Below are 21,669 nucleotides of genomic sequence, written 5' to 3'. Positions count from 1 at the left end.
CACCGCAAGCAGTGCCCCTGATGGGCAAGTTACGCCTCGATCGGCGCACGCCAGTCGTCCGCACCGGAAGTGCCGGCAACGGTGTGTTCCCAATCGATTTTGCGGTAGGCCAGAGAGACCTGGATCAGCTGGGTGAAGTCAGACTTCGCCGGATCCTGGCAGTGCGGCATCTGGCAGTCGATGTCAACGATGGTGGCATCGGTCAGCACGGTAGAGAAGAAGTGCTCCTGCTTGCCCTCGACGGAGGTGCGGTACCACTTCAGGGTCACTTTCGGCAGCATTTCGCCGGAGGCCAGCGAGTTGTACATCAACGGTACAGCTTTGTTCAGCGCAACGGTGAACTTGAACGGCTTGTGGACACGCTGACCAGCAGGCTGACCAGATTGCGGGTCAGTCGGGACAGTCACAACGTGTTGGAACTCTTGTACCAGCATCTCGTCTTCGTGACCCTGCACGAAGATGTTGCCGACGGAGTCAGAGGTGAAGGCACCGGCGGTAATGTTGCCCTGGGTTTTACCTTCGATGCTGATATAACATGGAGTTGGCATGGGTATGCTCCTGATTGGTTGAACGGTAATGACACTCGACCGAATCCGTTAGCAGTGACCATGCCAAACCAATTTTTTGTTAAAAAACAAATAATTAAAACAACCCCTCCCTTGCACAGCCGCCATGTGGCGCAACAAGTTGCGTAGTTAGCATATAAAACTACCAGCTCTTGCATAACCAGCGCCAATCACTAAGGAAATGGCAATCCATTGCGCAGGGTAGAGTTTATCTCTACCCCTCACCTATTACCCGGCGATCACTTACTGAAGAGAGGTATTTGGCCAATCAAAGCCTGAGCGACCAAAGACTCTCACCATTAGCAGAGAGAAACAGAAAGAAGCGCGCCAAGAGGTTTTCGAAAGCAGGTATCTTGGCGCCAAAGTAATAAGGAAGAAGATAGGTAACGTGGTGAGCGCACTGCTCAACGAGATGAGACAGCTTGGCAAGCTTCCTTGCATAACGCCCAGACACCAAACACAGCATCACCCATATATCCAAGTAACCGACCATCGGGCCGGTTACTTGGATAGTGTGCTTACGCGGGGCAATCTATGGCTGTCGCTGACGAGATAGCTTGGGTTCTATGTTCCCTGCCCTTCGCATCGACATCGACATCGACATCGACATCGACATCGACAGATATATCACCGGCCAGAAACGCAAAAGCCCGACCATCAGGTCGGGCTTTAAATTGGGCAAATGGGTCAGGATTGATCCTCACCATCCCCGACGCCCGCCCTGCAGGAGGGCTGTGACCGTCTAGGCGGGCTACCCTGCCCACAGGTCGAGCCTGGGCCAGAACCAGACCGCCTTCAGCGGATAAAGTAAAAGGGCCTATCTTGCGATAGGCCCTTTTACGTTGTTTGGTTATGAGGGAAGGATCATTCGCCACTGCGTGGCTCACCCCTTCGGGCGGACTGCGGCCGTTCATCACTGCAAGCTGCCCTGCTCGAACCCGGTGAGAGTTCTCCCTCCCCCTCTTCGACATCGGCGGATAATTCTTCCCCAAAGCAAAAAACCGACCATCAGGTCGGTTTTTCAATATGGGCGATGGGTCGGGATTGACTCGCGCCATCCATGGCGCTCGCCCTGCGGGCGGCCTCTGGCCGTCCAGATGGGCTATCCTGCCCGCCTGTCGAACTAGGGGGCCCGAACCGCGCCGTCCGTCACCGGATAAAACAAAAGGGCCTGTCACAAGACAAGCCCTTTTGTTTTATTTGGCGGTGAGGGAGGGATTCGAACCCTCGATACGTTGCCGTATACACACTTTCCAGGCGTGCTCCTTCAGCCACTCGGACACCTCACCAAATTTTGGTCTGTTGTTTAACGTGCTCAGCCAGCACTGTGTTCGCTGCGCCGTTGCGCTGGAACGGGGCGTAATTTAGGGGAAAGCCCCGCCGGCGTCAACGGCTTTTTGCATCAGGCGAACCGTTCGCACATTTAACGCACAAATCAGTGCACAGACTCCGGTGCAACCTGGATTTCCGGCAGATTCAGGAAACCCAACCGCTCGCATTCGGAGACCACTTCATGGGTGGTGGCGATGGTGCTTTCAACGAACAGCAGGAACTGCTCGACCGAAAGACCGGCCTTGGTGAAGACGGTGTGGCCCACCACCAGACGCGGCAGGTTGTCATCGATGATGTCGAGGAACACCTTGAGCGACGGGTACTGCATGTTGAGACGACCCAGTTCGGCCACCAGCGGCAGCAAGGCGGAGGGACGCACCTCCAGCTCGGATGAAAACAGCAGCCCTTCCTCTTCGACGAAGACCCGGCTCTCCTGAATGCCTTCGACGGACTGCAGAGAGACAATGTGGATACCGTGGCACTGATCACAGACATAGTGCTCGATACGAGCCTGCTGCAACCAACGCATTATCATTTCGGAGCTGGGGATATTCATCATTTCCACGACACAATTGGGATCAAGGGGCGCAGTCTAAACCAATTTTCCGGCAACCAAAAGCGCACTGGCCGGATAAGCACATGCCTCGCTTCTTTTTGGCAAGCCGCCTGCATATACTCAGCCCATTCCAGCGCCACACTCGCCCCACAGGGGGCTAAATGACCATCCAAGAAAAGTACCGCCTGCATCTGAAATCCCTCTCGGATGAACTCTTGATCCTGCAAAAGCCCATCCGCATTCTGGATGCCATCAAGTGGCCCCGTCACCTGCAGGCCGACTTTCTGGCCAGTGGAGGACGCACGCTGCCGGCCGTCGACAAGGCCTTCTATGATGGCCTGCCCCTCGGCTTCGATCCCCGCAACAAGTATCTGGAGCTCAAGGAGCTGCGGGACAGGATCCGCCGCCGGCTCGGCCCCCAGGACGAGCTTGGCCGCATCCTGCAGGAGACGGTGGATCAATATATGGTGGTCATCGAAATGCTGCGCCAGCGCGGCCAACCGGATTTTCTGCGCTACAGCCAGCTGCTGTACGGTTCGGCTGGCGATCACCTGCGCGGCGATCGCAAGACCCTCAAGGAGCTGGGGGCGAGGCTGTGCGATATCTTCTCCCTGCCCGGCGCCCGCCACCTGGTCCGTCCCTACCCCAAGGAGTTCGAGGGGGAAGCGGCGGTGGCCAAGTTGCAGGGCAAGCTGTCGAGCTATTTCAGTGACGGCACCGTGCAAGTCAAGCTGAGCGATGGCATCGTCTCGGACGCGGCGGCCGGCGGCGATTACATCAAGCTCAACTCCCACGCCCGCTTCTCCGAGCTGGATCTGCAGGTGCTGGAGGTCCACGAGGGCTGGGTGCACGTGGGCACCACCCTCAACGGGCGCCAGCAACCCTATGCCACTTGGCTCAGTGCCGGTTCGCCGCGCATCACCGCCTGCCAGGAGGGATTGGCGGTGCTGATAGAAACCCTCACCTTCAGCTCTTTCCCGGACCGGGCCAAGCGCATCTCGGATCGAGTGATGGCTATCGACATGGCCGAGCGCGGCGCCGACTTCATCGAGGTGTTCCAGCACTTCGTCGGCCAGGGCACCAGCGAACACGACGCCTACAAGATCACCCAGCGGGTGTTTCGCGGCGGCATGGTCGAGGGGGGTGCCTGCTTCACCAAGGATCTCTCCTATGTGAAGGGCTATGTGGAGACGGTCAACTTCATCCGCAGCGCCGTGCTGGAGGGGGTGCCCGAGATCCTGCCCATGCTGTTTGTCGGCAAGGTGACCCTGGACGACATCCCGGTGCTCTACCAGCACTATCTGGAGGGGCTGATCAGTGCGCCCCGTTATCTGCCCCCCATGTTTCGCGATCTCACCGGCCTCTACGTCTGGTTCGGCTTCGCCTCCGGCATGTCGCTGGTGGATATCGGCCGGGTGCAGCAGCACTTTCGCCAGCTGTTCCACCGCCTGCCGGTGGCCGATCCCATCATAGCCCCGGTCGACATCGAGATTGACTGAACCACCAGCAACAAAAAAGGCGCCAGATTGGCGCCTTTTTCTATCCACTCATCGCGATGAAGAGGGGGCTATTTGAAGGCCCGTCCTTCCAGATAGTGTTTGCGGCACAGAGAGACATAACGATCATTGCCGCCGATCTCCACCTGCTCGCCATCGCGCATCACCTGGCCGGCTTCATTGACCCGGGAGTTCATGTGCGCCTTGTTGCCGCACCAGCAGATGCTTTTCAGCTCCTCGAACTTGTCGGCCAGGCAGAGCAGGTGGTAGGAGCCGGGAAACAGCTCGCCGCGAAAATCGGTCTTGAGGCCGTAGGCGATCACCGGAATGTCCTGCTCATCGACGATGCGGGCCAGCTGATAGACCTGCTCCTTGGTCAGGAACTGGGCTTCATCGACGATGAACACGTCGATATGCCGCTCGGCATGACGGGCTTTTACCATCTCGAACAGATCGCAGCTATCGCTGAACACCTCGACTCTCAGCTCCAGCCCCACCCGGGCACTGATCACCCCGACCCCGAAGCGGTCGTCGATGGCGGGTGTCATGGCCAAGGGATGCATGCCCCGCTCCAGATAATTGAAGTGCGCCTGAATGAGCTGGGTCGATTTGCCTGAATTCATGGTGGCAAATTTGTAGTGCAGTGAAGCCATGGTACTGTTCCGAAACTGAATTTATGGGGCGCATGCTAACCAAAGCCCCCAACAAAACCAAGGGGCCTGGCGGCCCCTTGTTCTTTTTATGCGATAGCCAGGTCCGCTTGGGACCTTGCCTTGCGCAAATGGTAGCTGGAGAAGATGACGAACCAGAGCGCACTGACGCTGAAGCCTGCCAGCACCGAGTGCATCAGCCCCATCACCAGATAACCGAGGGCGGCGCCCAAGGCGATGGCCAGGGCATAGGGCAGCTGGGTCATCACGTGGTCGATGTGGTGGCAGCCGGCACCGGTGGCCGACAGGATACTGGTGCTGGAGATGGGCGAGCTGTGATCACCGAACACGGAACCGGCCAGCACGGCAGCCAGCATCGGCAGCATCAGCGTGATGTCACTGGCTGCCGCCATGTCGCCAGCCAATGGCAGCATGATGCCGAAGGTGCCCCAGCTGGTGCCGGTAGCAAACGCCATGGCGCAGGAGAGGATAAAGACCACGGCAGGCAGCACTTCGATGGGCAGGTTGCCGTTGGCAAGCGATGCCAGGTACTTGCCGGTCTCGACGTCACGCACCACGGCGCCGATGGTCCAGGCAAACAGCAGGATGTTGATGGCCGGCAACATGGCCATGACCCCTTGCGGCGCAGCCTTGATCCAGTTCTTGGCACCGAGCTTGAGACGCATGGCCAGACCGATGGAGACCACCAGGCTGCACAGAGCACCATATACCAGAGACGAGCCGACGTTGGTATTCTCGAACGAGCCGAGCACGCTGAACGGCTCGCCATTGGCAGCCAGCACGGCGGCGCCGGAGTCAATCATGAAATAGACGGTGGCCGCGGTCAGGGTCAGGATCGGCAGTACCATGTCGATCATGCCGCCGTTGCTCTCCTCCGGGCTCTCCATGTCCAGGCCGATGGGGCGGCCCTTGGACTCATCCCACAGCTTGCCTTCCAGCGCCCACTGCTCGTGCTGACGCATCGGACCGATGTCGAGCTGGAACGCGATCACCACCAGCACCATGATCAGAGTGAACACCGCATAGAGGTTCATCGGGATCATCTCGACGAAGGCGGAGATGGGGCTCTGCCCGGTGATGCCGTGAGCCGCCATGATGCCGCCTACCAGGGCGATGATATAAGCACCCCAGGAGGAGATGGGCATCAGCACGCAGACCGGTGCGGCGGTGGAGTCCAGCAAGTAGGCCAGCTTGGCGCGGGAGATCTGGAAGCGGTCGGTCACCGGACGGCAGATAGCCCCCACCGACAGGCTGTGGAAGAAGTCATCGATGAAGAAGGCAAAGACCATCATGCCGGTCAGCGTCTTGGCCCCCTTGCGGGTCTTGGCGCGCTTGGCGGCCCACTCGGCGAAGGCCCGGGTCGCACCGGAAACGCTCATCAGGCTGATGAGCCCGCCCAGCAGCAGCATGAACAGCAACATGTTGATGTTGTCACGGTTGAGCGCCCCGTCGACCCAGAAGATCTTGAGCACGGTGTTCAACATGTAATGCAGGGAATCGAGGGGAGAAAACTGGTTCAGCAGCAGGCTGCCAGTGACTATGCCCACCCCCAGCGACAGCAGGACGCGGCGGGTCAGGATCGCCAGGGCGACGGCCAGCAGGGGTGGAATGATTGACCAACCGGAGTCGGCGTAGTGAATGATGTCCATGATCTCTTTGCACCTAAAGACAGCAGGTGGAGATCTACCGAGAGGATAAAGAAACAAAACCCATGGGGAGGTAATACTCCTCAGCCCCTTCAGGTAGCGCTCCATAGTGGATGACTATGGCAGTCCTGCACCTATTAGATGCAGAACCAGCAGCCCGGTATGATGGCCTGGCCACTTCGGCGCTGACTCCTTTCCTCGTGCATCACAGGCATCACCCTCCGCACAAGTAGTCATAGGCAGCGCGCCTCTACTTAAAGGTATTCGAGGCACATTTTATCGTGCCGACACGTTATAGCAAGTTTTTTGATTAAATCACCAAATGGCGCGGCTTAAAATGGCATGGTGGTAGTCAAATGGTGCAAACATTATGATTTTGTCGCTATTTTCATCTATCAAGAACTCAGTCGAGTATGTACATTGCCAATATTGCTGAATCGGGCCTGAATCCAAAATAGATCACTTAATTTCCACTATGAATTTATTAATTCAGCTGACTTGACTTGATCATAAATGGCCGTATAAATTAGCCAAAATTACTATATCTATTTAATTCACTCTTTTGCTCGCGTGGTGAACACTATGAACGAATTTTTGAAAGTCCTGCTGAATGTCCGTAGCCTGCGTGCCGCTTGCCGTGAGCTGACACTGGAACAATTGGAAGAAGGTCTGGAAAAGCTCTCCGCTATTGTCAGCGAGCGCCAGCAGGATGAAGCCACCGAGCGTCAGGCTCGCGAAGAACATCTGCGTAAAATTAACGAATATGCCGAAATGCTGAAAGCAGCCGGCATCGATCCGGCCGAATTGGTTGGCACCGTGGCCGTTGAACCCGCCAAGGCCAGCAAGGGCAAACGTGCTCCCCGCCCGGCCAAATACCGTTATATGGACAACGGCGTGGAAAAAACCTGGACCGGCCAGGGCCGCATGCCTTCCGTGATTGCCAAGGCCGTTGCCGAAGGTAAATCCGTCGAAGAATTTGCCATCTGATAAAGCCGCATCGGCGCAATAAAAAACCTCGCATCGCGAGGTTTTTTATTGCCTGTAGCCTGGCTATCAGCCCCGCTCTGCCGCCTTGACCCAGAGCACTTCTGGGGTCGCCGTACAGGCCAGCAGGTAGCGGGCAATGGTGAAAAACCAGTCACTCAGCCGGTTCATGTAGGGCAAAATGGCCGGATTGAGCTGCTCGCTGCGGCTCAGGGTCAGCAGCAGACGCTCGCAGCGCCGGGTCAGGGTTCGCACCACATGGGCTTGCGCCGCCGCACGGGAACCGCTGGGCAAAATAAAATTGCGCAGCACAGGTAAATTGGCGCTGTAGGCATCAATTTGTTGCTCCAGCCGCAAGGTCCACTCGTTATTCACCTGCCAGATGGCCGCTTCCTGAGCGGCGCTGGAAAATGCCAGCTCCCCGCCCAGATCGAACAATTCCTGTTGCAATAATAACAAGTCAGCCAATAATCCGGTTTCGGCCGCAGGCACCTCGGCAATAAGAAGACCTATATGAGAATTTAATTCATCAATATAACCATAGGTTTCTACCCGCATATCGTCTTTGGCCAGTTGCAGCCCATCGGCCAGGCGAGTCATGCCCTTGTCACCCTGCCTCGTATATATCCTCATACCGACATCCTGTTAATAATGGGAACAATCATAGATTCCAGCCCGTTGAGCTTGATTTCATAGGCCAGCGCCAGCGTTTGACCCAGTGAACCGGCGGGAAAACCGGTGCGGGCCAGCCACACCAGATAAGGCTCCGGAATATCGATGATGCGACGTCCCCGATATTTGCCATAAGGCATCTTGTTGGCCAGGGACAACAATACCCGCTCGTCGGACAACCACTCCATCTCAATCGATATCCAGATATTTATGGGTCTGGATGGAGAGCCGCCAATTGCGGGCAATGCAGGTTGCCATCGCCAATTGAGTGGCCCTGGGTTTCTGGCTGATGGGTTGCAGCGCGATCACCACGTTTTCACGCAAGCTGGCGGTGGCCAGCAACGTATCCAGCTCCTCCACATGGCGCTCGGTGGCCACCGGATGCTTGATCTCGTTGGCTCGCTCGAGGGCAGAGACCAGCACCGGCAGCCCTCCCTTCATATTGATTTTGGGAGATACGGTGACCCAGGTCTGCTCATGGGTCTGGATCTCGCTGGTACCGCTGGTTTCGATCTGCACCTGATAACCCGCCTCAATCAGGGCGGCAGAGAGATCCTGCAGATCATAGAGGCAGGGTTCCCCACCCGTGATCACCACGTGGCGCGCCTGATAACCAAGCTGCTGGAAGCTGGCCAGGATCTGCGCCGTGCTCATCTTGCTCCAGCCATCGGATTCGTTGGAGCAGTCGAGTACCGCCTGTACCCCCACTTCACGAGCAGGATCAACCACCCAGGTATGACGGGTATCGCACCAGGGGCACCCCACCGGGCAGCCCTGCAGGCGAACGAAGATGGCGGGCAGGCCGGTGAAGACCCCCTCCCCCTGGATGGTCTGGAATATCTCGTTGATTGGGTAGTGCATCTTGGTCACGGCTGGTTGCAAAAGTCGCGGATTATACCCCAAGCATGGCCGAGACGCAGGTTCAGCATCCGCTTTTCTCGCCCAGCCCGGTTTTTTGGTGCAAGCGTGCCGTCACGCCCGCCTTGTCGGCCAGGTACTGCTGCAGGCCGCGGCTGCGCAGATCGCAGGCAGGACAGGCACCGCAACCGTCGCCGGCAATGCCGTTGTAGCAGGTGAGCGTTTGCTGGCGCACGGTGTCGAGGTGGCCGTAGTGATCCGCCAGTGCCCAGGTCTCGGCCTTGTCGAGCCACATCAGCGGGGTCTCGAAGCAAATGGCGCGATCCAGCCCCAAGGAGACTGCCTGATTGAGCGCCTTGACGAACTCGTCACGGCAATCGGGATAACCGGAGAAATCGGTCTCGCACACCCCGGTGATCACCGCCTCGGCACCCACCTGATAGGCGTAGATAGCGGCCAGGGTGAGGAACAGGATGTTGCGGCCCGGTACGAAGGTATTGGGCAGGCCGTTGTCCTGCAGCTCGAAGCTCACCGGGATCTCGTCCCGGGTCAGGGCCGAGATGGCCAGCTCGCCCAGCATGGTCACGTCCATCACCTTGTGGGCGGCGATGCCGAGCCCACTGGCCAGACGGCGCGCCGTCTCGATCTCTTCCCGATGGCGCTGACCATAATCGAAGGTGATGGCGTGCACCTCGTCATAACGGGACAAGGCCTGAACCAGGCAGGTGGTGCTGTCTTGACCACCACTGAATACCACGACGGCTTTTTTCACGAGTAACTCTCCTCTGGGCAGTTCAACTGCGCCGGCCCTGGGCAAAATCGTGCCACTGCCGGTTCAAATGGGTAAAAAGGGTCATCAGCGGGGCGAAGCGATCGGGCGCCCTCTCCCACTGGGACAACAGATGGTAGCCCGCTTCCAGGGTCGACAGCGCCTCTGGAAACGGCTTCTTGCGAATGGAATATTGCCCCGCGACGGCATCCAGCTTTATCCGCGGCAGCTGCTGCAACTCAGGGTTGCTGTGCAGCATCCGGTAGGCCTTGCGCCAGGTTCCATCGAGCAGCAAAAAACAGACCCGGCGAGCCGGCTCAGTCGTCTCCCTCTCCCGCACCCTGGCAAGCGAAATGGCCTCCTCATCCGGCCACAACAGATAACACTGCAGCGCGGGATCGGCCAGCAAGGCAGCCAGCTCGGGGACGTCGGCCACCTGTTCGCCCACATGCAGGCGGGCCTGCGCCAGCGAGGAGGCCAGCAGGATGGCGGTTCCCTTGGGATGTCCGACTTCGCTTGGATGCTGCAAAATATGAAGAGGGGCGAGGTGCGGCACCTGCCGAATATAATCACACAGACAGGCTTTGAGGGCTCTGGTGCAACGTGTACAGTAGCGGCTCTTGTTGTCGTTGGACTGTTTCATGTTGTCAGAAAAATCAGGATTGCTCTGGGTCATCACGCTTTCACTCGCCAGTTTGCTGCTCTTTTTCATCGTGCCGAATCACCAGCTCTCCTTCGATCGCACCCTGATAGCCCAGGGTGAAGGGTGGCGCATCATAACAGGCAATCTGGCCCACACCAATCTGTGGCACCTGCTGCTCAATCTGAGCGGGTTGTGGGTACTTTACAGCCTGTTTCGCGAATACCTGACCGGTTTTAGGCTGCCGCTGCTGCTGTTGCTGCTCGGCGCCGCCGTCGGGCTCGGTATCTGGTGGTGGTGTCCGCAGACCCAGTGGTACATGGGATTGTCGGGCGCGCTGCACGGCCTGTTCGTCTGGGGGGCGCTGCAGGATATCCGCTATCGCCGCTACTCAGGCTGGTTGATGCTGGCAGGGGTGGCGATCAAGCTCGGGGTGGACTTCTACAGTGCGGGGGAAAGCCCGGTGTCCGCCCTCATCGGCGCCAGGGTACACATTGAATCACATCTGATTGGCTCGGGCGCCGGCCTGTTGCTCGGCCTGCTCCCGATCACTCTGCGCGAGCCCGCTCCCAAGGAGTGAGCCGCCCCTGATGCAATGCCGGCCCCATCGGGCCGGCATCCTGTCCATTATCGATTTGCCAGCTCTGAGTTGATGTCTGCCAGCATGGCGGCAGGATCGGCCGCCTGGGTGATGGGGCGGCCAATTACCAGATAGTCGGCCCCCGCCTCCACCGCCGCCAGCGGTGTCATGACCCGGCGTTGATCACCGGCAGCCGAGCCAGTGGGACGGATCCCCGGCGTCACCAGCTTGAAGTCGGCGCCGAGCAGCGCCTTCAATTCACGTGCCTCTTCGGCGGAGCAGACCACTCCATCTAGCCCCGCCTCCTTGGTCAATTTGGCCAGCCGGATCACCTGCTCGGCCGGGCCGACAGTGAGCCCCAGCGGCGCCATGTCGGCCTGCTCCATGCTGGTCAGCACGGTCACCCCGATAAGCAGCGGCGCCTTGTCGCCATAGGGCAGCAGCGCCTCCTTGGCGGCCCGCATCATCCGCTCGCCACCGCTGGCGTGCACGTTCACCATCCAGACGCCGAGCTCGGCACTGGCGGCTACCGCCTTGGCGACAGTGTTGGGAATGTCGTGAAACTTCAGATCCAGAAAGACATCAAATCCCTTGGCAACCAGCTGACGCACGAACTGGGGGCCAAACAGGGTAAACATCTCCTTGCCTACCTTGAGACGGCACTGGGCCGGGGAGATACGTTCAATGAAGGCGAAGGCATCGGCCTCGTGCTGATAATCCAGCGCAACCAGTACTTTGGGATCTAGCATCTCACTTCCTATCGATGGTTATTCGCCGCCCGGAGCTTGGCCCCGGTTCGACCTGAAAACACCAGGCCCCAGCGGCCTGGCTCATGATCTTGTGGTGGCTCTTACTCCCCGTCCAGGCCGCGGATCGGCTTGATGGATCCCCACTGACGGCAGGAGGGACACTGCCAGAACAGGGAGTGAGTGGCAAAACCGCACTGCCGGCACTTGTGGGTGGATTTGATCTTGATCTGCTCGCCAACCAGCTGCTGCAAGAGCTCAAGGCTCTCCTTGGCAGGGCCCTCCTCAGCGCTCGCCAGCTGGAAGCCCACCAGCTGATAGAAGCCCTTCATGGAGGGATGACGACGCAATTGGCGCAGCACCAGCGCACGGGCCTGACTCAGGCCGTCGCGCTCCTCCACCAGCTTGGCCAGTGCCAGCGTCACGCTGACGCCGGCATGATCCTCCACCGCCTGCTCCAGCAGGGGAATGAGATCGTGGGCACGACCCAGGCGCTGGTAGCACTCGTTGAGGGAGGGAATGGCTTCGGAGGCAAAGTCGATATCCTGCTCGAACACCCGCAAGAGATCCTTGCTGGCCTGCTCGTACTCCCCTGCCGCCATGGCCAGTTCCGCCAGACGCAGGCTGGCACGGGCACAGGCGGGGTTGACGCTGAGCGCCCGCTTGAGCTTGGCAAGCCCGGCGGGTTTGTCCCCTTCACGCAAGGCGCTCTCTGCCTGCTCGCAGTAAAAATGGGAAATGGGTTCGGCCAGCTTCTTGCCCTGAAATTTCTGCAGCCGTACCGCCACGTCGATGGCCTTGTCCCAATCCCGCAGTTGCTGATGAATGATCAACAGCTGGGCCAGCGCCGTCTCTTCATAGTCGCTGTCATCGCACAGCTCGTTCCAGAGCGCCTCGGCCCTGTCGAGCAGGCCGGCAGCAAGAAAGTCGCGCGCCAGCTCCTGCAACGCCAGCTGGCGCTGTTCCCGGGTCAGCTGGCGGGTCACCAGGTTCTGGTGGATCTTGATGGCACGGTCCACCTCGCCACGCTGGCGAAACAGGTTGCCGAGGGAGAGGTGAGTTTCGATGGTTTCGCTATCCACTTCCAGCAGCTGGATAAAGAGATCCACCGCCTTGTCTGATTCATCGGACAACAAATAATTGAGACCCGCCACGTACTGGCGGGAAAACTGGTTACTCTGTTTCTGGGTGTCCTGGCGAACACTCCTGCGCCCCATGTACCAGCCGTAGCCGGCAGCAATGGGCAACAGCAGGAAAAGCAGTTCAAGCATCGAGGGACATTATTCCTTGGCAGCCGACCGAGCCAGCTCCAACTCGCGGGATTGACGGCGCATGGTGCGATTGAGGGTGCGATTCTGCATCTTCAGACGCAGGAACAAGAGACCGAATACCAGCCAGCCCAGCAGGAAGCCACCACCAAAAAAGAATCCCAGCAACATGGAGAGTGAAAACTCGCCCTGGGCAATCAGATAGTTGAACTGCACCAGCTGGCCATTTTGCGAACCGACGGCCAGGGTCAGAATAAACACCAGCACCAGTGGAATGAGGGCCAAGATACGCTTCATAGGAGCTCCCTGTCAGTATCTAATGAAAGGCTGATTATCCTTAAAATCACCGGCAGACTCTAGAGCGAATGGGAAAAGACTTGGAGAAACCGGACAATTGCCACAAGGCAAACCATAAAAACAAAAAAGGCATACCCAAGTATGCCATTTTCTGCATTATTCAGCGATGTTCACTCGCTCGCGTAACTCTTTGCCAGGTTTGAAATGGGGAACATATTTCCCGGTCAATTCAACCTTGTCCCCGGTTTTGGGGTTGCGGCCCACGCGGGGGGCACGATAGTGCAGTGAAAAACTTCCAAATCCGCGGATTTCAATCCGGTCGCCGTTTTGCAAAGTCGATGCCATCTGCTCAAGGATCTCCTTGATGGCAGCTTCGACATCCTTGGCCGGCATATGCATGCGGCTGGCAGCCAATTGTTCGATGAGATCTGATTTGGTCATAACGTTAAATCTCCTTCCCCGATCACATGCAATATTCATTACGCCAATGATAAAAAAGGGCGGCGTGACACGCCGCCCTTTTCTTGCATCAAGGATTATTCACCCTTGGCGGCTTTGAACGCTTCAGCCATGGCATTGCTGAACACAACTTCTTCTTGTTGGTTCAGGCTGTCGATAGCAACACGCTCATCAGCCTCGTCCTTAGCGCGGACAGACAGGCTTACAGTGCGGTTCTTGCGATCAACGCCCATGAACTTGGCTTCAACTTCGTCACCAACAGACAGCACCAGAGTGGCGTCTTCTACACGGTCACGAGCAGCGTCGGAGGCACGCAGGTAGCCTTCTACGCCGTCAGCCAGTTCGATCACGGCACCCTTGGCATCAACCTCGGTAACCTTACCCTTCACAATAGCACCTTTCTTGTTGTCAGACAGGTACTTATTGAACGGGTCTTCTTCGATCTGCTTGACGCCCAGGGAGATGCGCTCGCGCTCCGGGTCCACTTGCAGAACAACGGCTTCGATCTCGTCGCCCTTCTTGAATTCACGCACGGCTTCTTCGCCCTGGTTGTTCCAGGAGATGTCAGACAGGTGAACCAGGCCGTCGATGCCGCCATCCAGACCGATGAAGATACCGAAGTCAGTGATGGACTTGATCTTGCCGGAAACACGGTCGCCCTTGGCGTGAGTTTCGGCAAACAGCTGCCACGGGTTGGATTTGCACTGCTTCAGACCCAGGGAGATACGACGACGCTCTTCGTCGATGTCCAGAACCATCACGTCAACCACGTCGCCAACGTTAACAACCTTGGACGGGTGGATGTTCTTGTTGGTCCAATCCATCTCGGATACGTGTACCAGGCCTTCCACGCCTTCTTCGATTTCAACGAAGCAGCCGTAGTCGGTCAGGTTGGTCACGCGGCCAGACAGACGGGTGGTCTCCGGGTAACGCTTGGCGATAGCAACCCAGGGATCTTCGCCCAGCTGCTTCAGACCCAGGGATACACGGGTACGCTCGCGGTCGAACTTCAGAACCTTGACTGCGATCTCGTCGCCAACGTTGACGATTTCGGAAGGATGCTTAACGCGCTTCCACGCCATGTCGGTGATGTGCAGCAGGCCGTCAACACCGCCCAGATCTACGAATGCACCGTAGTCGGTCAGGTTCTTGACGATACCCTTAACTTCTTGACCTTCTTGCAGGTTAGCCAGCAGGCTTTCGCGCTCGGAGGTGTTCTCGGTCTCGATCACGGCACGACGGGAAACAACAACGTTGTTGCGCTTCTGGTCCAGCTTGATGACTTTGAACTCGAGTTCTTTGTTTTCCAGGTGAGCGGTGTCACGGATCGGACGCACGTCAACCAGAGAACCCGGCAGGAAGGCACGGATGCCGTTCAGTTCAACGGTGAAACCACCCTTGACCTTGCCGTTGATGATACCGATAACGGTAGCTTGCTCTTCGTAAGCTTTTTCAAGCTGCAGCCAGGCTTCGTGGCGCTTGGCTTTTTCGCGGGACAGCTTGGTTTCGCCGAAACCATCTTCGATAGAGTCCAGAGCCACGTCAACGGAGTCGCCTACGTTGATTTCCAGCTCGCCCATGGCGTTCTTGAATTCTTCAGCCGGGATAGCGGACTCGGATTTCAGACCGGCGTCAACCAGTACGAAACCATTTTCGATAGCAACAACAGTGCCCTTGACGATGGAACCTTGACGGGTTTCAACGGCGTTCAGGGACTCTTCAAAGAGTTGAGCAAAAGATTCGATCATTGTTTATGTCACAAATGAAACATCCACTTGCAATCCGGCACAAGCGGGGTTGTTTTAAATTATCTGCGCCATCCATGGTGCAGACGACTGACATCAGTTTGTACTGACATCACCAAGTTGTTGCTCTGCATAGGCAAGCACCGTTACCAGCACTTCGTCTATGGACATGGCGGTTGAATCCACCACGAGAGCATCTTCTGCCGGTTTAAGGGGGGCAACGGCGCGATTTCTGTCGCGATCGTCACGTTCCCGAATCTCGGTTAAAAGACGCTCAAAGTTAACATCAAAGCCCTTATCTTGCAACTGCTTATAGCGGCGGGCAGCCCGTTCTTCGGCGCTGGCGTCGAGGAAAATCTTCACCTCGGCTTCCGGGAAAACCACGGTGCCCATGTCACGACCGTCGGCGATGAGGCCGGGGGCTTGGCGAAATGCTCGCTGACGGCGCAGCAGGGCTTCGCGCACCCGCGGGAAGGCGGCAATCTTGCTCGCGGCATTGCCCACTTCCTCGGTACGGATGGTACGGGAGACATCCTCCCCTTCCAGCACGACCTTCACCTGTTCGGCATCGACCTGGAACTGCACGTCCAGATTGGCAGCCAGGGGAACCAGCGCAGCTTCGGCATCGAGCTCTACATCGTGATGCAGGGCAGCCAGGGCCAGCACCCGATAGATGGCGCCGGAATCGAGCAGGTGCCAACCCAGTTTTTCAGCCAGCAACTGACACAGGGTGCCCTTGCCTGCACCACTCGGGCCATCAATTGTCATCACGGGGGCCATCTGCGGCATAACGTCTCTCCTGCACACTTGTTGCACACATCCCGGGAGGGATGGGGTAATGGGCGCCGATTATACCCAAATGTGCCGAGCCTGGCAGTCGTCGTGGCACACATTTGCGCAAAACCAGTCGCAACTGTCCTCTTTGTGTACCGCCAGGCAAACCATTAAATTGTGCAAGGTTTTGTTCTTATGGTTGTTCCGCACAAGGCGCGCTAAACTGGCCGCCCTTTTTTAAGCAGCTGTAGTAAGGAGCAACCTATGAGCAGCGTTACCCTCGTGGCCAAATCCAAGTTGCCGACCCCCTGGGGCACTTTCACGCTGGTAGGCTTTCAGGAAACCGGCACCGGCAAGGATCACGCCGCACTGGTGATGGGCGATATCACGGGTGATGAGCCGGTGCTGGGCCGCATTCACTCCGAGTGCCTGACCGGCGATGCCCTGTTCAGTCTGCGTTGCGACTGCGGCTTCCAGCTGCAGGCTGCATTGGAAAACATCGCCAAGGCAGGCCGCGGCGTCTTGCTGTACGTGCGTCAGGAAGGGCGCGGCATCGGCCTGCTCAACAAGATCCGGGCCTATCATCTGCAGGATCAGGGCGCCGACACCGTCGAGGCCAACGTGGCGCTCGGCTTTGCCGCCGACATGCGCGACTACACCATCTGCGCCGACATGCTCAAGCAGCTGGAGGTGAAATCCCTCAAGTTGATGACCAACAACCCGCGCAAGATGAAGGCGATGGAATCCTTCGGTATTCCGGTAGCGGAACGGGTACCCCTGCAGGAAGGGCGCAATCCCCACAACGAGTTCTACCTCTCGACCAAGGCCAACAAGCTGGATCACATGTTCAAGAAGTGAGCCCGCCTCGCTGCTCGTCGCCATGAAAAACGCCTCCCATCGGGAGGCGTTTTTTGTTACTCTCGTATCGCCGCGGCGCTAGCGGATGGGCAGCTCGATATCGGCAAACATGGCATCCACATCGTCGCTGGAGCGCAGGGCAATGGCACGCTCCACCACGTCCCGAGTCAGATGCGGGGCAAAACGGGTCATGAAGTCATACATGTAGGTACGCAGGAAAGAGCCCTTGCGAAAGCCGATCTTGGTGGTGCTGTGGGCAAACAGGTGGCTGGCATCGAGCGCCACCAGATCGGTATCGACCTGAGGATCCAGCGCCATGGTCGCCATCACGCCGATCCCCACCCCCAGCCGGACATAGGTCTTGATCACGTCAGCATCGGTGGCGGTGAAGACGATGTTGGGCTCAAAACCGGCCCGGTTGAAGGCGGTGTCGAGCTCGGAGCGACCGGTAAAGCCGAACACATAGGTCACCAGCGGGAAGCGGGCGATGTCGGCGATGGAGAGCTTGCCGACCTGGGTCAGCGGGTGGCCCTTTGGCACGATCACGCTGCGGTTCCAGTGGTAGCAGGGCAACATGATGAGATCTTCGTACAGGTGCAGCGCCTCGGTGGCGATGGCAAAGTCGGCCTGCCCCTTGACCACGGCTTCGCTGATCTGGGTCGGCGTGCCTTGGTGCATGTGCAGGGAGACTTTGGGAAAGCGCTTGATGAAGCCCTTGATCACGTCAGGCAGCGCATAACGGGCCTGGGTGTGGGTGGTCGCAATGTGGAGCGTGCCCTGCTCGGGGTGAGTGTGCTGACTCGCCACCGACTTGATGCTCTCCACCTTGCCCAGGATCTCGTTGGCAATCTTGATCACGTCCCGGCCAGCCGGGGTGATCTGGGTCAGATGTTTGCCGCTGCGCTCGAAAATCTGGATCCCCAGCTCATCTTCCAGCATGCGCACCTGTTTGCTGATCCCTGGCTGAGAGGTGTAGAGGCTCTCTGCCGTTGCCGACACGTTCAGTCTGTGGTTGGCAACCTCAACGATATAACGCAATTGTTGGAGTTTCATGATGTTAGGCTCTAAAGGCGACTTGAACTAATACTAACAAACTTTTGCCTGATAGCCTTTCCTTCTTGGCCATTTATGGCTGTGCCTGCGCCAGCAGAAAATCCCGCAAGGCGCGGTTGGCCATGGAGAGCGGATCCCCTCGCCGCCACGCCACGCAGAGATCGAGAAAGATCGGGGGGGCAAACGGGATCCCGGTCAAGGCAGGCTCTTCGTCCAGCGCCATCCGCAAGAAGGTGGTCACCGCAAAACCCTGTTTCACTACCGCCTTCAGCAGCGGGATGAGGTTGCTCTCAAAGGCGATGTCGGGCTCGCAGCCCAGCCCCTGGGCCAGCGCTTCCATGTGCTCGCGGTGATAGAAGCCACGGCGAAACATCGCCAGCTCCTGGCTGAAGAACTCGCTCAGCGACACGCTCCGGGCCTGGCACAGCGGATGCTCCTCTCCCACCACCATCAACATCTCTTCACGCAGTAGCTGGGCCCCCTCCAGCGCCGGCGGCAGGTCGCTGGTGATGAGGATGGCAAGATCCAGCGAGCCGTCCACCATGCGGCTCAAAAGCTCGCGGGTGCCCGCCTCCTCCACCCGGATCTTGAGGCCGGGGTAGCGATGTTTGAAGGCCATCAGGATCGGCGGAAAGTAATAGGAGCCCATCATGTAGGGGATGCCGATGCGCACCTCTCCGCGCTCCAGCCCCTTGAGTTCGGCCATCTCGGCCTCGGCCTGATGCATCTGGCGCAGCAGGCGCTCGGCATGGCGGCAGAGCACCTCCCCTTCCGGGGTGAGCCGCACGTTGCGATCCTGGCGGTCGAACAAGCGCAGCTCGAGCTGCTGCTCCAGCTTGGCGATGGCCATGCTGATGGCGGGCTGCGCCACGTGCAACCCGTTGGCCGCCTTGGTAAAAGAGCCGGCATCCCGCACCGCCAGCAGATAGGTGAGCTGTTTCAGGTCCATATCAATTTGGTTTATCAGGTGGATAACTTAAATATATTATATTTATGCTCTGGCGCGCACTAACCTGCAACAAAGCTGTCAGGACAATTGCATATGATCGAAGTCGGTAGTCGTGAATGGATCCGCGCCACCTTGGCCCTCAGCCTGGGCTCCTTCCTGGTGTTTCTCAATCTCTATCAAACCCACCCGCTGCTGCCGCTGCTGGCCGAGGTGTTCTCCGTCAGCTCGCTGTCGGCCGGCTGGACCCTGGCCGGCTGCACCGCTGGGCTCGCCGTCTCGCTGCTCGTCTGCGCCCGGCTGGCGGATCGCTTCGGCCGGCGCCGGATCATGCTGTGGAGTCTGGCCGGCGCCATCCTGCTCTCCCTGCTTATCAGCCTGGTCAGTCAGTTTGAACAGCTACTGTTGCTGCGGATCCTGCAGGGGGTCCTGCTGGCAGGGCTGCCCGCCACCGCCATCGCCTACATGGGGGAAGAGTTCAGCAAGCGGGCCCTGCTCTCCGCCGTCGGGGTCTACATTGCCGCCAACTCGCTGGGGGGTATCGCCGGCCGAGTGGTCGGCGGTCTGCTGGCAGGCTGGTTTGGCGACTGGCAGCACACTTTTCTCGGCATCGGCCTCATCAGCCTGTCATTGCTGCCCCTGGTCATCTGGCTGCTGCCGGCCCAGACCCGTTTCGTGCCCGTCATCGCCAAGCCCGGCCAGTTTCGTCAGGCGATCGCCAGCCACCTCGGCAACCCGCTGCTGGTGGGGGCCTACCTCATCGGCGGCCTCAACTTCATGGTGTTTCTGAACCAATACAGCTACCTCACCTTCCTGCTGGCCAGCCCCCCCTTCTCCTTGCCTACCCAATGGCTCGGCATGCTGTTTCTGACCTATCTGTCGGGGACGGTAGCCTCCTCCCTCAGCGGCCGCTGTGCCCATCGCTGGGGCGCGCAGCGCCTGCTGCTGGTCGGCATAGCCCTGATGGCGCTAGGCAGCGCCCTGCTGCTGGGCGGCTCGCTCGGCGCCATCCTCTCAGGCCTGCTCATCTCGAGTTTCGGCTTTTTCCTTGCCCACGCCTGCGCCAGCGCCTGGGTCGGCCAGCACGTGGAGCACAACCGGGCGCTCGCCTCGTCGCTCTATCTGGTGGGTTACTATCTGGGGGCCAGTCTGGGGGGGCTCTATCTGCACCCTTTCTGGGAGCAAGGGGGGCTCGGGGGATTGGTGCTCGGCATCGAGCTGGTACTGGTCATCACGGCGGGGTTGAGCCTCTGGCTCGGCCACTTGAAGGGACGCCCCGCCCGCTCCCGCATCTGCCATCCCTGATGCCATCTCGGCTATGAAACGAGGCCGGTCAAGCGGCCCCGTTTCATCAAGGCTGGTCGTAGTAGCCGACAGGCACCGGCACCACGGCGCCGCTCACCAGCTCTTCTTCAATCACCTCGGCCAAAGTGCGCAGATGAAATTTGATCTGCCCTGAGGCCAGCATCACCGCCACGTCAGGATTGCGCTCATCACGCAGGTTGCCGGTTTTGAAGGACACCTCCGGATGGGCCGCCAGCAAGGCGTCCAGCGAAGGCACCACCAGTTCGATATGTTCCAGTCCCGCCTGGTGGCTGCGACCCGGTTTGGGCGCTGCCAGCTCGATGCAGGGCACGATGCCGTGGGCGTGGGGTACCGGTTGATGCAGGCGGTAGGTGGCGATGGGCCGTCCGCCGATCATCCCCTCCACCAGCAGGTCACCATGGCTTGCCAATAGAGCCTTCAGGGCCTGATACTCCGACAGGGTGGCGGCCCGGTAGCAGAGGTGGTCGACCTCGATGGTGGCAGGATGGATGGCGAGGGCCTCCAGCTCGGTCAACAGCTGGCAAACAAATGGGGCCATCGGCCCCAGTGTGGTATCGAGTGAGTGCGACATAATCACCATTTTTTCTTGGGTTGGAACAGGACGTCCAGCTCGTCCGCCTCTTTGTCCTTGATGCTCTGCAGCTCTTTCTCGCTGTGCTCCTGCAGGTGGGCATCGAGTCCGGCCAGGCCCTGCCGCATGTCCTCTTCACGGGCCATCAGGTAGGGATCCTTGTCGGTGACGCTGGCCAGGGCCGAAAGTCCCTTGGTGTAGAGCTGACGGCAGGTGCCGAACTGCCCCTGGATCTGGGCATCCATGGCCCGCTTCACCAGGTTGGCGATGTTGATCTTGAGCTGCATCAGCTCGAGGCGGCGATCCTCCTGGGCAAAGCCCTGCGGATCTATCTTGCCCTTGTTGTGTTCAACCCGCAGCACGGCCCGCATCTTCTTGACCAGCTGCAGCATCTGGATGGCCTGGCGATCCGATTCCGGGGTCTTGAAGTGCCCCTCATCCTGACTGCTGTAGTTCTCCTGCACGTTCTTGATCTGGGTCTGCACGTCGGCAATGCGCTGCTTGAGCTGGCCGCTCGGCATCACCAGAGCGATGGCGCGATAGGCATCGAGGATCCGGTGCTGCAACAGCAACACTATGTTCTTGGAGAAGGGCACCAGGTTGACGTTGAGCAGCATCTCTTCGGTTTCATCCACCACTGACTTGTGGCGAGCGATGGCGTGACGCTTGTCGGCCTCTGCCTTCTGCTTATATTGCTGCACCACGTTATAGGCGATGACCAGAAACAGGAGTGCGCCAATAGACAGCAATACCAGGGTTAAAATCATAGGAAGTCCAAACTCCTGTCCCAATCCAATTGCGTGATCCTACAACAGCTTACCTAGTTAAGGTAGTCCGCAGCGCGGAGCTTGCCCCC

General features: G+C 58.8%; 24 protein-coding genes, 1 tRNA gene and 1 riboswitch. Of the genes, 5 read left to right on the top strand and 20 right to left on the bottom strand.

Annotated features, from left to right (window positions below):
- Window positions 1-29: 29 nt before the first annotated feature.
- The 3 genes from hcp1 to QLG02_RS19600 form a co-directional block, all read right to left on the bottom strand.
- On the bottom strand, window positions 30-548 hold the full coding sequence (gene hcp1 / locus QLG02_RS19610; RefSeq protein ID WP_010634822.1) for a type VI secretion system effector Hcp1: 519 nt from the start codon (window positions 546-548) through the stop codon (window positions 30-32).
- A 1,219-nt stretch (window positions 549-1,767) separates the two neighbouring features.
- Window positions 1,768-1,855 (bottom strand) — tRNA-Ser (locus QLG02_RS19605).
- A gap of 146 nt (window positions 1,856-2,001) precedes the next feature.
- The gene (locus QLG02_RS19600; RefSeq protein WP_029303285.1) at window positions 2,002-2,457 is read right to left on the bottom strand and encodes a YbjN domain-containing protein; all 456 of its coding nucleotides are present in this window, start codon (window positions 2,455-2,457) and stop codon (window positions 2,002-2,004) included.
- A gap of 158 nt (window positions 2,458-2,615) precedes the next feature.
- Between QLG02_RS19600 and QLG02_RS19595 the strand changes: the two genes are divergently transcribed.
- The gene (locus QLG02_RS19595; RefSeq protein ID WP_016350446.1) at window positions 2,616-3,953 is read left to right on the top strand and encodes a flavohemoglobin expression-modulating QEGLA motif protein; all 1,338 of its coding nucleotides are present in this window, start codon (window positions 2,616-2,618) and stop codon (window positions 3,951-3,953) included.
- A 68-nt stretch (window positions 3,954-4,021) separates the two neighbouring features.
- Here the strand turns inward: QLG02_RS19595 and QLG02_RS19590 are convergent, their stop codons facing one another.
- Together QLG02_RS19590 and QLG02_RS19585 are read right to left on the bottom strand one after the other, a co-directional pair.
- Window positions 4,022-4,603 carry a thymidine kinase gene (locus tag QLG02_RS19590; protein ID WP_011705703.1) on the bottom strand — a complete coding sequence of 194 codons (582 nt, stop codon included), beginning with the start codon at window positions 4,601-4,603 and terminating at the stop codon, window positions 4,022-4,024.
- Window positions 4,604-4,689: 86 nt separating this feature from the next.
- A complete protein-coding gene (locus tag QLG02_RS19585; protein ID WP_282465947.1) occupies window positions 4,690-6,270 on the bottom strand; it encodes a Na+/H+ antiporter NhaC family protein in 1,581 nt (526 codons plus the stop codon).
- An 86-nt stretch (window positions 6,271-6,356) separates the two neighbouring features.
- Window positions 6,357-6,528, bottom strand: a riboswitch (Lysine riboswitch).
- A 321-nt stretch (window positions 6,529-6,849) separates the two neighbouring features.
- Here QLG02_RS19585 and QLG02_RS19580 point away from each other — a divergent pair.
- Window positions 6,850-7,254: an H-NS family nucleoid-associated regulatory protein gene (locus QLG02_RS19580; protein ID WP_282465946.1), complete on the top strand. Its 405-nt coding sequence runs from the start codon at window positions 6,850-6,852 to the stop codon at window positions 7,252-7,254.
- A gap of 66 nt (window positions 7,255-7,320) precedes the next feature.
- On the opposite strand, the gene QLG02_RS19575 is transcribed toward QLG02_RS19580, so the two are convergent.
- The 5 genes from QLG02_RS19575 to QLG02_RS19555 form a co-directional block, all read right to left on the bottom strand.
- Window positions 7,321-7,884 (bottom strand): cob(I)yrinic acid a,c-diamide adenosyltransferase, encoded by a 564-nt coding sequence (locus tag QLG02_RS19575; protein WP_011705700.1) that lies wholly within the window; start codon window positions 7,882-7,884, stop codon window positions 7,321-7,323.
- Window positions 7,881-8,111 carry a DUF3820 family protein gene (locus tag QLG02_RS19570; protein ID WP_005299948.1) on the bottom strand — a complete coding sequence of 77 codons (231 nt, stop codon included), beginning with the start codon at window positions 8,109-8,111 and terminating at the stop codon, window positions 7,881-7,883. Before QLG02_RS19570 ends, QLG02_RS19575 begins: the two co-directional genes overlap by 4 nt.
- A gap of 1 nt (window position 8,112) precedes the next feature.
- Complete coding sequence (gene queE, locus QLG02_RS19565) at window positions 8,113-8,784, bottom strand: 7-carboxy-7-deazaguanine synthase QueE (protein WP_282465945.1); 672 nt, start codon at window positions 8,782-8,784, stop codon at window positions 8,113-8,115.
- 61 nt (window positions 8,785-8,845) lie between these two features.
- Window positions 8,846-9,553, bottom strand: coding sequence for a 7-cyano-7-deazaguanine synthase QueC (queC, locus tag QLG02_RS19560; protein WP_270831019.1), 708 nt, complete (start codon window positions 9,551-9,553; stop codon window positions 8,846-8,848).
- Window positions 9,554-9,575: 22 nt separating this feature from the next.
- Window positions 9,576-10,262: a tRNA-uridine aminocarboxypropyltransferase gene (locus QLG02_RS19555; protein WP_282465944.1), complete on the bottom strand. Its 687-nt coding sequence runs from the start codon at window positions 10,260-10,262 to the stop codon at window positions 9,576-9,578.
- Between QLG02_RS19555 and rrtA the strand changes: the two genes are divergently transcribed.
- On the top strand, window positions 10,192-10,770 hold the full coding sequence (rrtA, locus tag QLG02_RS19550) for a rhombosortase (RefSeq protein ID WP_239660658.1): 579 nt from the start codon (window positions 10,192-10,194) through the stop codon (window positions 10,768-10,770). The genes QLG02_RS19555 and rrtA overlap by 71 nt on opposite strands.
- A gap of 47 nt (window positions 10,771-10,817) precedes the next feature.
- On the opposite strand, the gene pyrF is transcribed toward rrtA, so the two are convergent.
- The 6 genes from pyrF to cmk form a co-directional block, all read right to left on the bottom strand.
- The gene (pyrF, locus tag QLG02_RS19545) at window positions 10,818-11,519 is read right to left on the bottom strand and encodes an orotidine-5'-phosphate decarboxylase (protein WP_282465943.1); all 702 of its coding nucleotides are present in this window, start codon (window positions 11,517-11,519) and stop codon (window positions 10,818-10,820) included.
- Window positions 11,520-11,620: 101 nt separating this feature from the next.
- Window positions 11,621-12,787, bottom strand: a complete 1,167-nt coding sequence (gene lapB, locus QLG02_RS19540) for a lipopolysaccharide assembly protein LapB (RefSeq protein ID WP_016350438.1) — start codon at window positions 12,785-12,787, stop codon at window positions 11,621-11,623.
- A 9-nt stretch (window positions 12,788-12,796) separates the two neighbouring features.
- Window positions 12,797-13,081, bottom strand: a complete 285-nt coding sequence (locus tag QLG02_RS19535; protein WP_011705692.1) for a lipopolysaccharide assembly protein LapA domain-containing protein — start codon at window positions 13,079-13,081, stop codon at window positions 12,797-12,799.
- Between the two features lie 156 nt (window positions 13,082-13,237).
- Window positions 13,238-13,522 (bottom strand): integration host factor subunit beta, encoded by a 285-nt coding sequence (ihfB, locus tag QLG02_RS19530; protein ID WP_011705691.1) that lies wholly within the window; start codon window positions 13,520-13,522, stop codon window positions 13,238-13,240.
- A 95-nt stretch (window positions 13,523-13,617) separates the two neighbouring features.
- Window positions 13,618-15,288 carry a 30S ribosomal protein S1 gene (rpsA, locus tag QLG02_RS19525; RefSeq protein ID WP_011705690.1) on the bottom strand — a complete coding sequence of 557 codons (1,671 nt, stop codon included), beginning with the start codon at window positions 15,286-15,288 and terminating at the stop codon, window positions 13,618-13,620.
- Between the two features lie 93 nt (window positions 15,289-15,381).
- Window positions 15,382-16,074, bottom strand: a complete 693-nt coding sequence (gene cmk / locus QLG02_RS19520) for a (d)CMP kinase (RefSeq protein WP_011705689.1) — start codon at window positions 16,072-16,074, stop codon at window positions 15,382-15,384.
- A gap of 249 nt (window positions 16,075-16,323) precedes the next feature.
- Here cmk and ribA point away from each other — a divergent pair, with 249 nt between their 5' ends.
- The gene (gene ribA, locus QLG02_RS19515; protein ID WP_010634253.1) at window positions 16,324-16,917 is read left to right on the top strand and encodes a GTP cyclohydrolase II; all 594 of its coding nucleotides are present in this window, start codon (window positions 16,324-16,326) and stop codon (window positions 16,915-16,917) included.
- 78 nt (window positions 16,918-16,995) lie between these two features.
- On the opposite strand, the gene cysB is transcribed toward ribA, so the two are convergent.
- The gene (cysB, locus tag QLG02_RS19510; RefSeq protein WP_010634254.1) at window positions 16,996-17,970 is read right to left on the bottom strand and encodes an HTH-type transcriptional regulator CysB; all 975 of its coding nucleotides are present in this window, start codon (window positions 17,968-17,970) and stop codon (window positions 16,996-16,998) included.
- A gap of 73 nt (window positions 17,971-18,043) precedes the next feature.
- Window positions 18,044-18,919, bottom strand: a complete 876-nt coding sequence (locus QLG02_RS19505) for a LysR family transcriptional regulator (protein ID WP_282465942.1) — start codon at window positions 18,917-18,919, stop codon at window positions 18,044-18,046.
- A gap of 93 nt (window positions 18,920-19,012) precedes the next feature.
- On the opposite strand from QLG02_RS19505, the gene QLG02_RS19500 reads away from it, so the two are divergent.
- On the top strand, window positions 19,013-20,221 hold the full coding sequence (locus QLG02_RS19500; protein WP_282465941.1) for an MFS transporter: 1,209 nt from the start codon (window positions 19,013-19,015) through the stop codon (window positions 20,219-20,221).
- A gap of 46 nt (window positions 20,222-20,267) precedes the next feature.
- On the opposite strand, the gene QLG02_RS19495 is transcribed toward QLG02_RS19500, so the two are convergent.
- Both QLG02_RS19495 and QLG02_RS19490 read right to left on the bottom strand, forming a co-directional pair.
- Entirely contained in the window at window positions 20,268-20,822 is a 555-nt protein-coding gene (locus tag QLG02_RS19495; protein WP_282465940.1) for a VOC family protein, read from the bottom strand.
- Window positions 20,816-21,580 (bottom strand): DNA repair ATPase, encoded by a 765-nt coding sequence (locus tag QLG02_RS19490; protein WP_011705685.1) that lies wholly within the window; start codon window positions 21,578-21,580, stop codon window positions 20,816-20,818. The genes QLG02_RS19495 and QLG02_RS19490 overlap by 7 nt, the downstream gene beginning before the upstream one ends.
- Window positions 21,581-21,669: the final 89 nt, after the last annotated feature.

Source organism: Aeromonas sp. V90_14 (assembly GCF_029967615.1).
In the GTDB taxonomy this organism is placed as follows: domain Bacteria; phylum Pseudomonadota; class Gammaproteobacteria; order Enterobacterales; family Aeromonadaceae; genus Aeromonas; species Aeromonas hydrophila.
Note: the sequence above shows the minus strand (reverse complement) of the source record. Positions and strands in the feature narration are given on the sequence as shown.

What these genes read in the sequence shown, in the direction of transcription:
- cysB (WP_010634254.1), bottom strand. Translation starts at nt 17,970, where the DNA reads ATGAAACTCCAACAATTGCGTTATATCGTTGAGGTTGCCAACCACAGA.
- QLG02_RS19535 (WP_011705692.1), bottom strand. Translation starts at nt 13,081, where the DNA reads ATGAAGCGTATCTTGGCCCTCATTCCACTGGTGCTGGTGTTTATTCTG.
- pyrF (WP_282465943.1), bottom strand. Translation starts at nt 11,519, where the DNA reads ATGCTAGATCCCAAAGTACTGGTTGCGCTGGATTATCAGCACGAGGCC.
- QLG02_RS19575 (WP_011705700.1), bottom strand. Translation starts at nt 7,884, where the DNA reads ATGAGGATATATACGAGGCAGGGTGACAAGGGCATGACTCGCCTGGCC.
- QLG02_RS19600 (WP_029303285.1), bottom strand. Translation starts at nt 2,457, where the DNA reads ATGATGAATATCCCCAGCTCCGAAATGATAATGCGTTGGTTGCAGCAG.
- QLG02_RS19585 (WP_282465947.1), bottom strand. Translation starts at nt 6,270, where the DNA reads ATGGACATCATTCACTACGCCGACTCCGGTTGGTCAATCATTCCACCC.
- rpsA (WP_011705690.1), bottom strand. Translation starts at nt 15,288, where the DNA reads ATGATCGAATCTTTTGCTCAACTCTTTGAAGAGTCCCTGAACGCCGTT.
- queE (WP_282465945.1), bottom strand. Translation starts at nt 8,784, where the DNA reads ATGCACTACCCAATCAACGAGATATTCCAGACCATCCAGGGGGAGGGG.
- ihfB (WP_011705691.1), bottom strand. Translation starts at nt 13,522, where the DNA reads ATGACCAAATCAGATCTCATCGAACAATTGGCTGCCAGCCGCATGCAT.
- lapB (WP_016350438.1), bottom strand. Translation starts at nt 12,787, where the DNA reads ATGCTTGAACTGCTTTTCCTGCTGTTGCCCATTGCTGCCGGCTACGGC.
- QLG02_RS19500 (WP_282465941.1), top strand. Translation starts at nt 19,013, where the DNA reads ATGATCGAAGTCGGTAGTCGTGAATGGATCCGCGCCACCTTGGCCCTC.
- ribA (WP_010634253.1), top strand. Translation starts at nt 16,324, where the DNA reads ATGAGCAGCGTTACCCTCGTGGCCAAATCCAAGTTGCCGACCCCCTGG.
- hcp1 (WP_010634822.1), bottom strand. Translation starts at nt 548, where the DNA reads ATGCCAACTCCATGTTATATCAGCATCGAAGGTAAAACCCAGGGCAAC.
- QLG02_RS19505 (WP_282465942.1), bottom strand. Translation starts at nt 18,919, where the DNA reads ATGGACCTGAAACAGCTCACCTATCTGCTGGCGGTGCGGGATGCCGGC.
- QLG02_RS19555 (WP_282465944.1), bottom strand. Translation starts at nt 10,262, where the DNA reads ATGAAAAAGAGCAGCAAACTGGCGAGTGAAAGCGTGATGACCCAGAGC.
- QLG02_RS19590 (WP_011705703.1), bottom strand. Translation starts at nt 4,603, where the DNA reads ATGGCTTCACTGCACTACAAATTTGCCACCATGAATTCAGGCAAATCG.
- rrtA (WP_239660658.1), top strand. Translation starts at nt 10,192, where the DNA reads ATGTTGTCAGAAAAATCAGGATTGCTCTGGGTCATCACGCTTTCACTC.
- QLG02_RS19580 (WP_282465946.1), top strand. Translation starts at nt 6,850, where the DNA reads ATGAACGAATTTTTGAAAGTCCTGCTGAATGTCCGTAGCCTGCGTGCC.
- QLG02_RS19495 (WP_282465940.1), bottom strand. Translation starts at nt 20,822, where the DNA reads ATGGTGATTATGTCGCACTCACTCGATACCACACTGGGGCCGATGGCC.
- cmk (WP_011705689.1), bottom strand. Translation starts at nt 16,074, where the DNA reads ATGCCGCAGATGGCCCCCGTGATGACAATTGATGGCCCGAGTGGTGCA.
- QLG02_RS19595 (WP_016350446.1), top strand. Translation starts at nt 2,616, where the DNA reads ATGACCATCCAAGAAAAGTACCGCCTGCATCTGAAATCCCTCTCGGAT.
- QLG02_RS19490 (WP_011705685.1), bottom strand. Translation starts at nt 21,580, where the DNA reads ATGATTTTAACCCTGGTATTGCTGTCTATTGGCGCACTCCTGTTTCTG.
- QLG02_RS19570 (WP_005299948.1), bottom strand. Translation starts at nt 8,111, where the DNA reads ATGGAGTGGTTGTCCGACGAGCGGGTATTGTTGTCCCTGGCCAACAAG.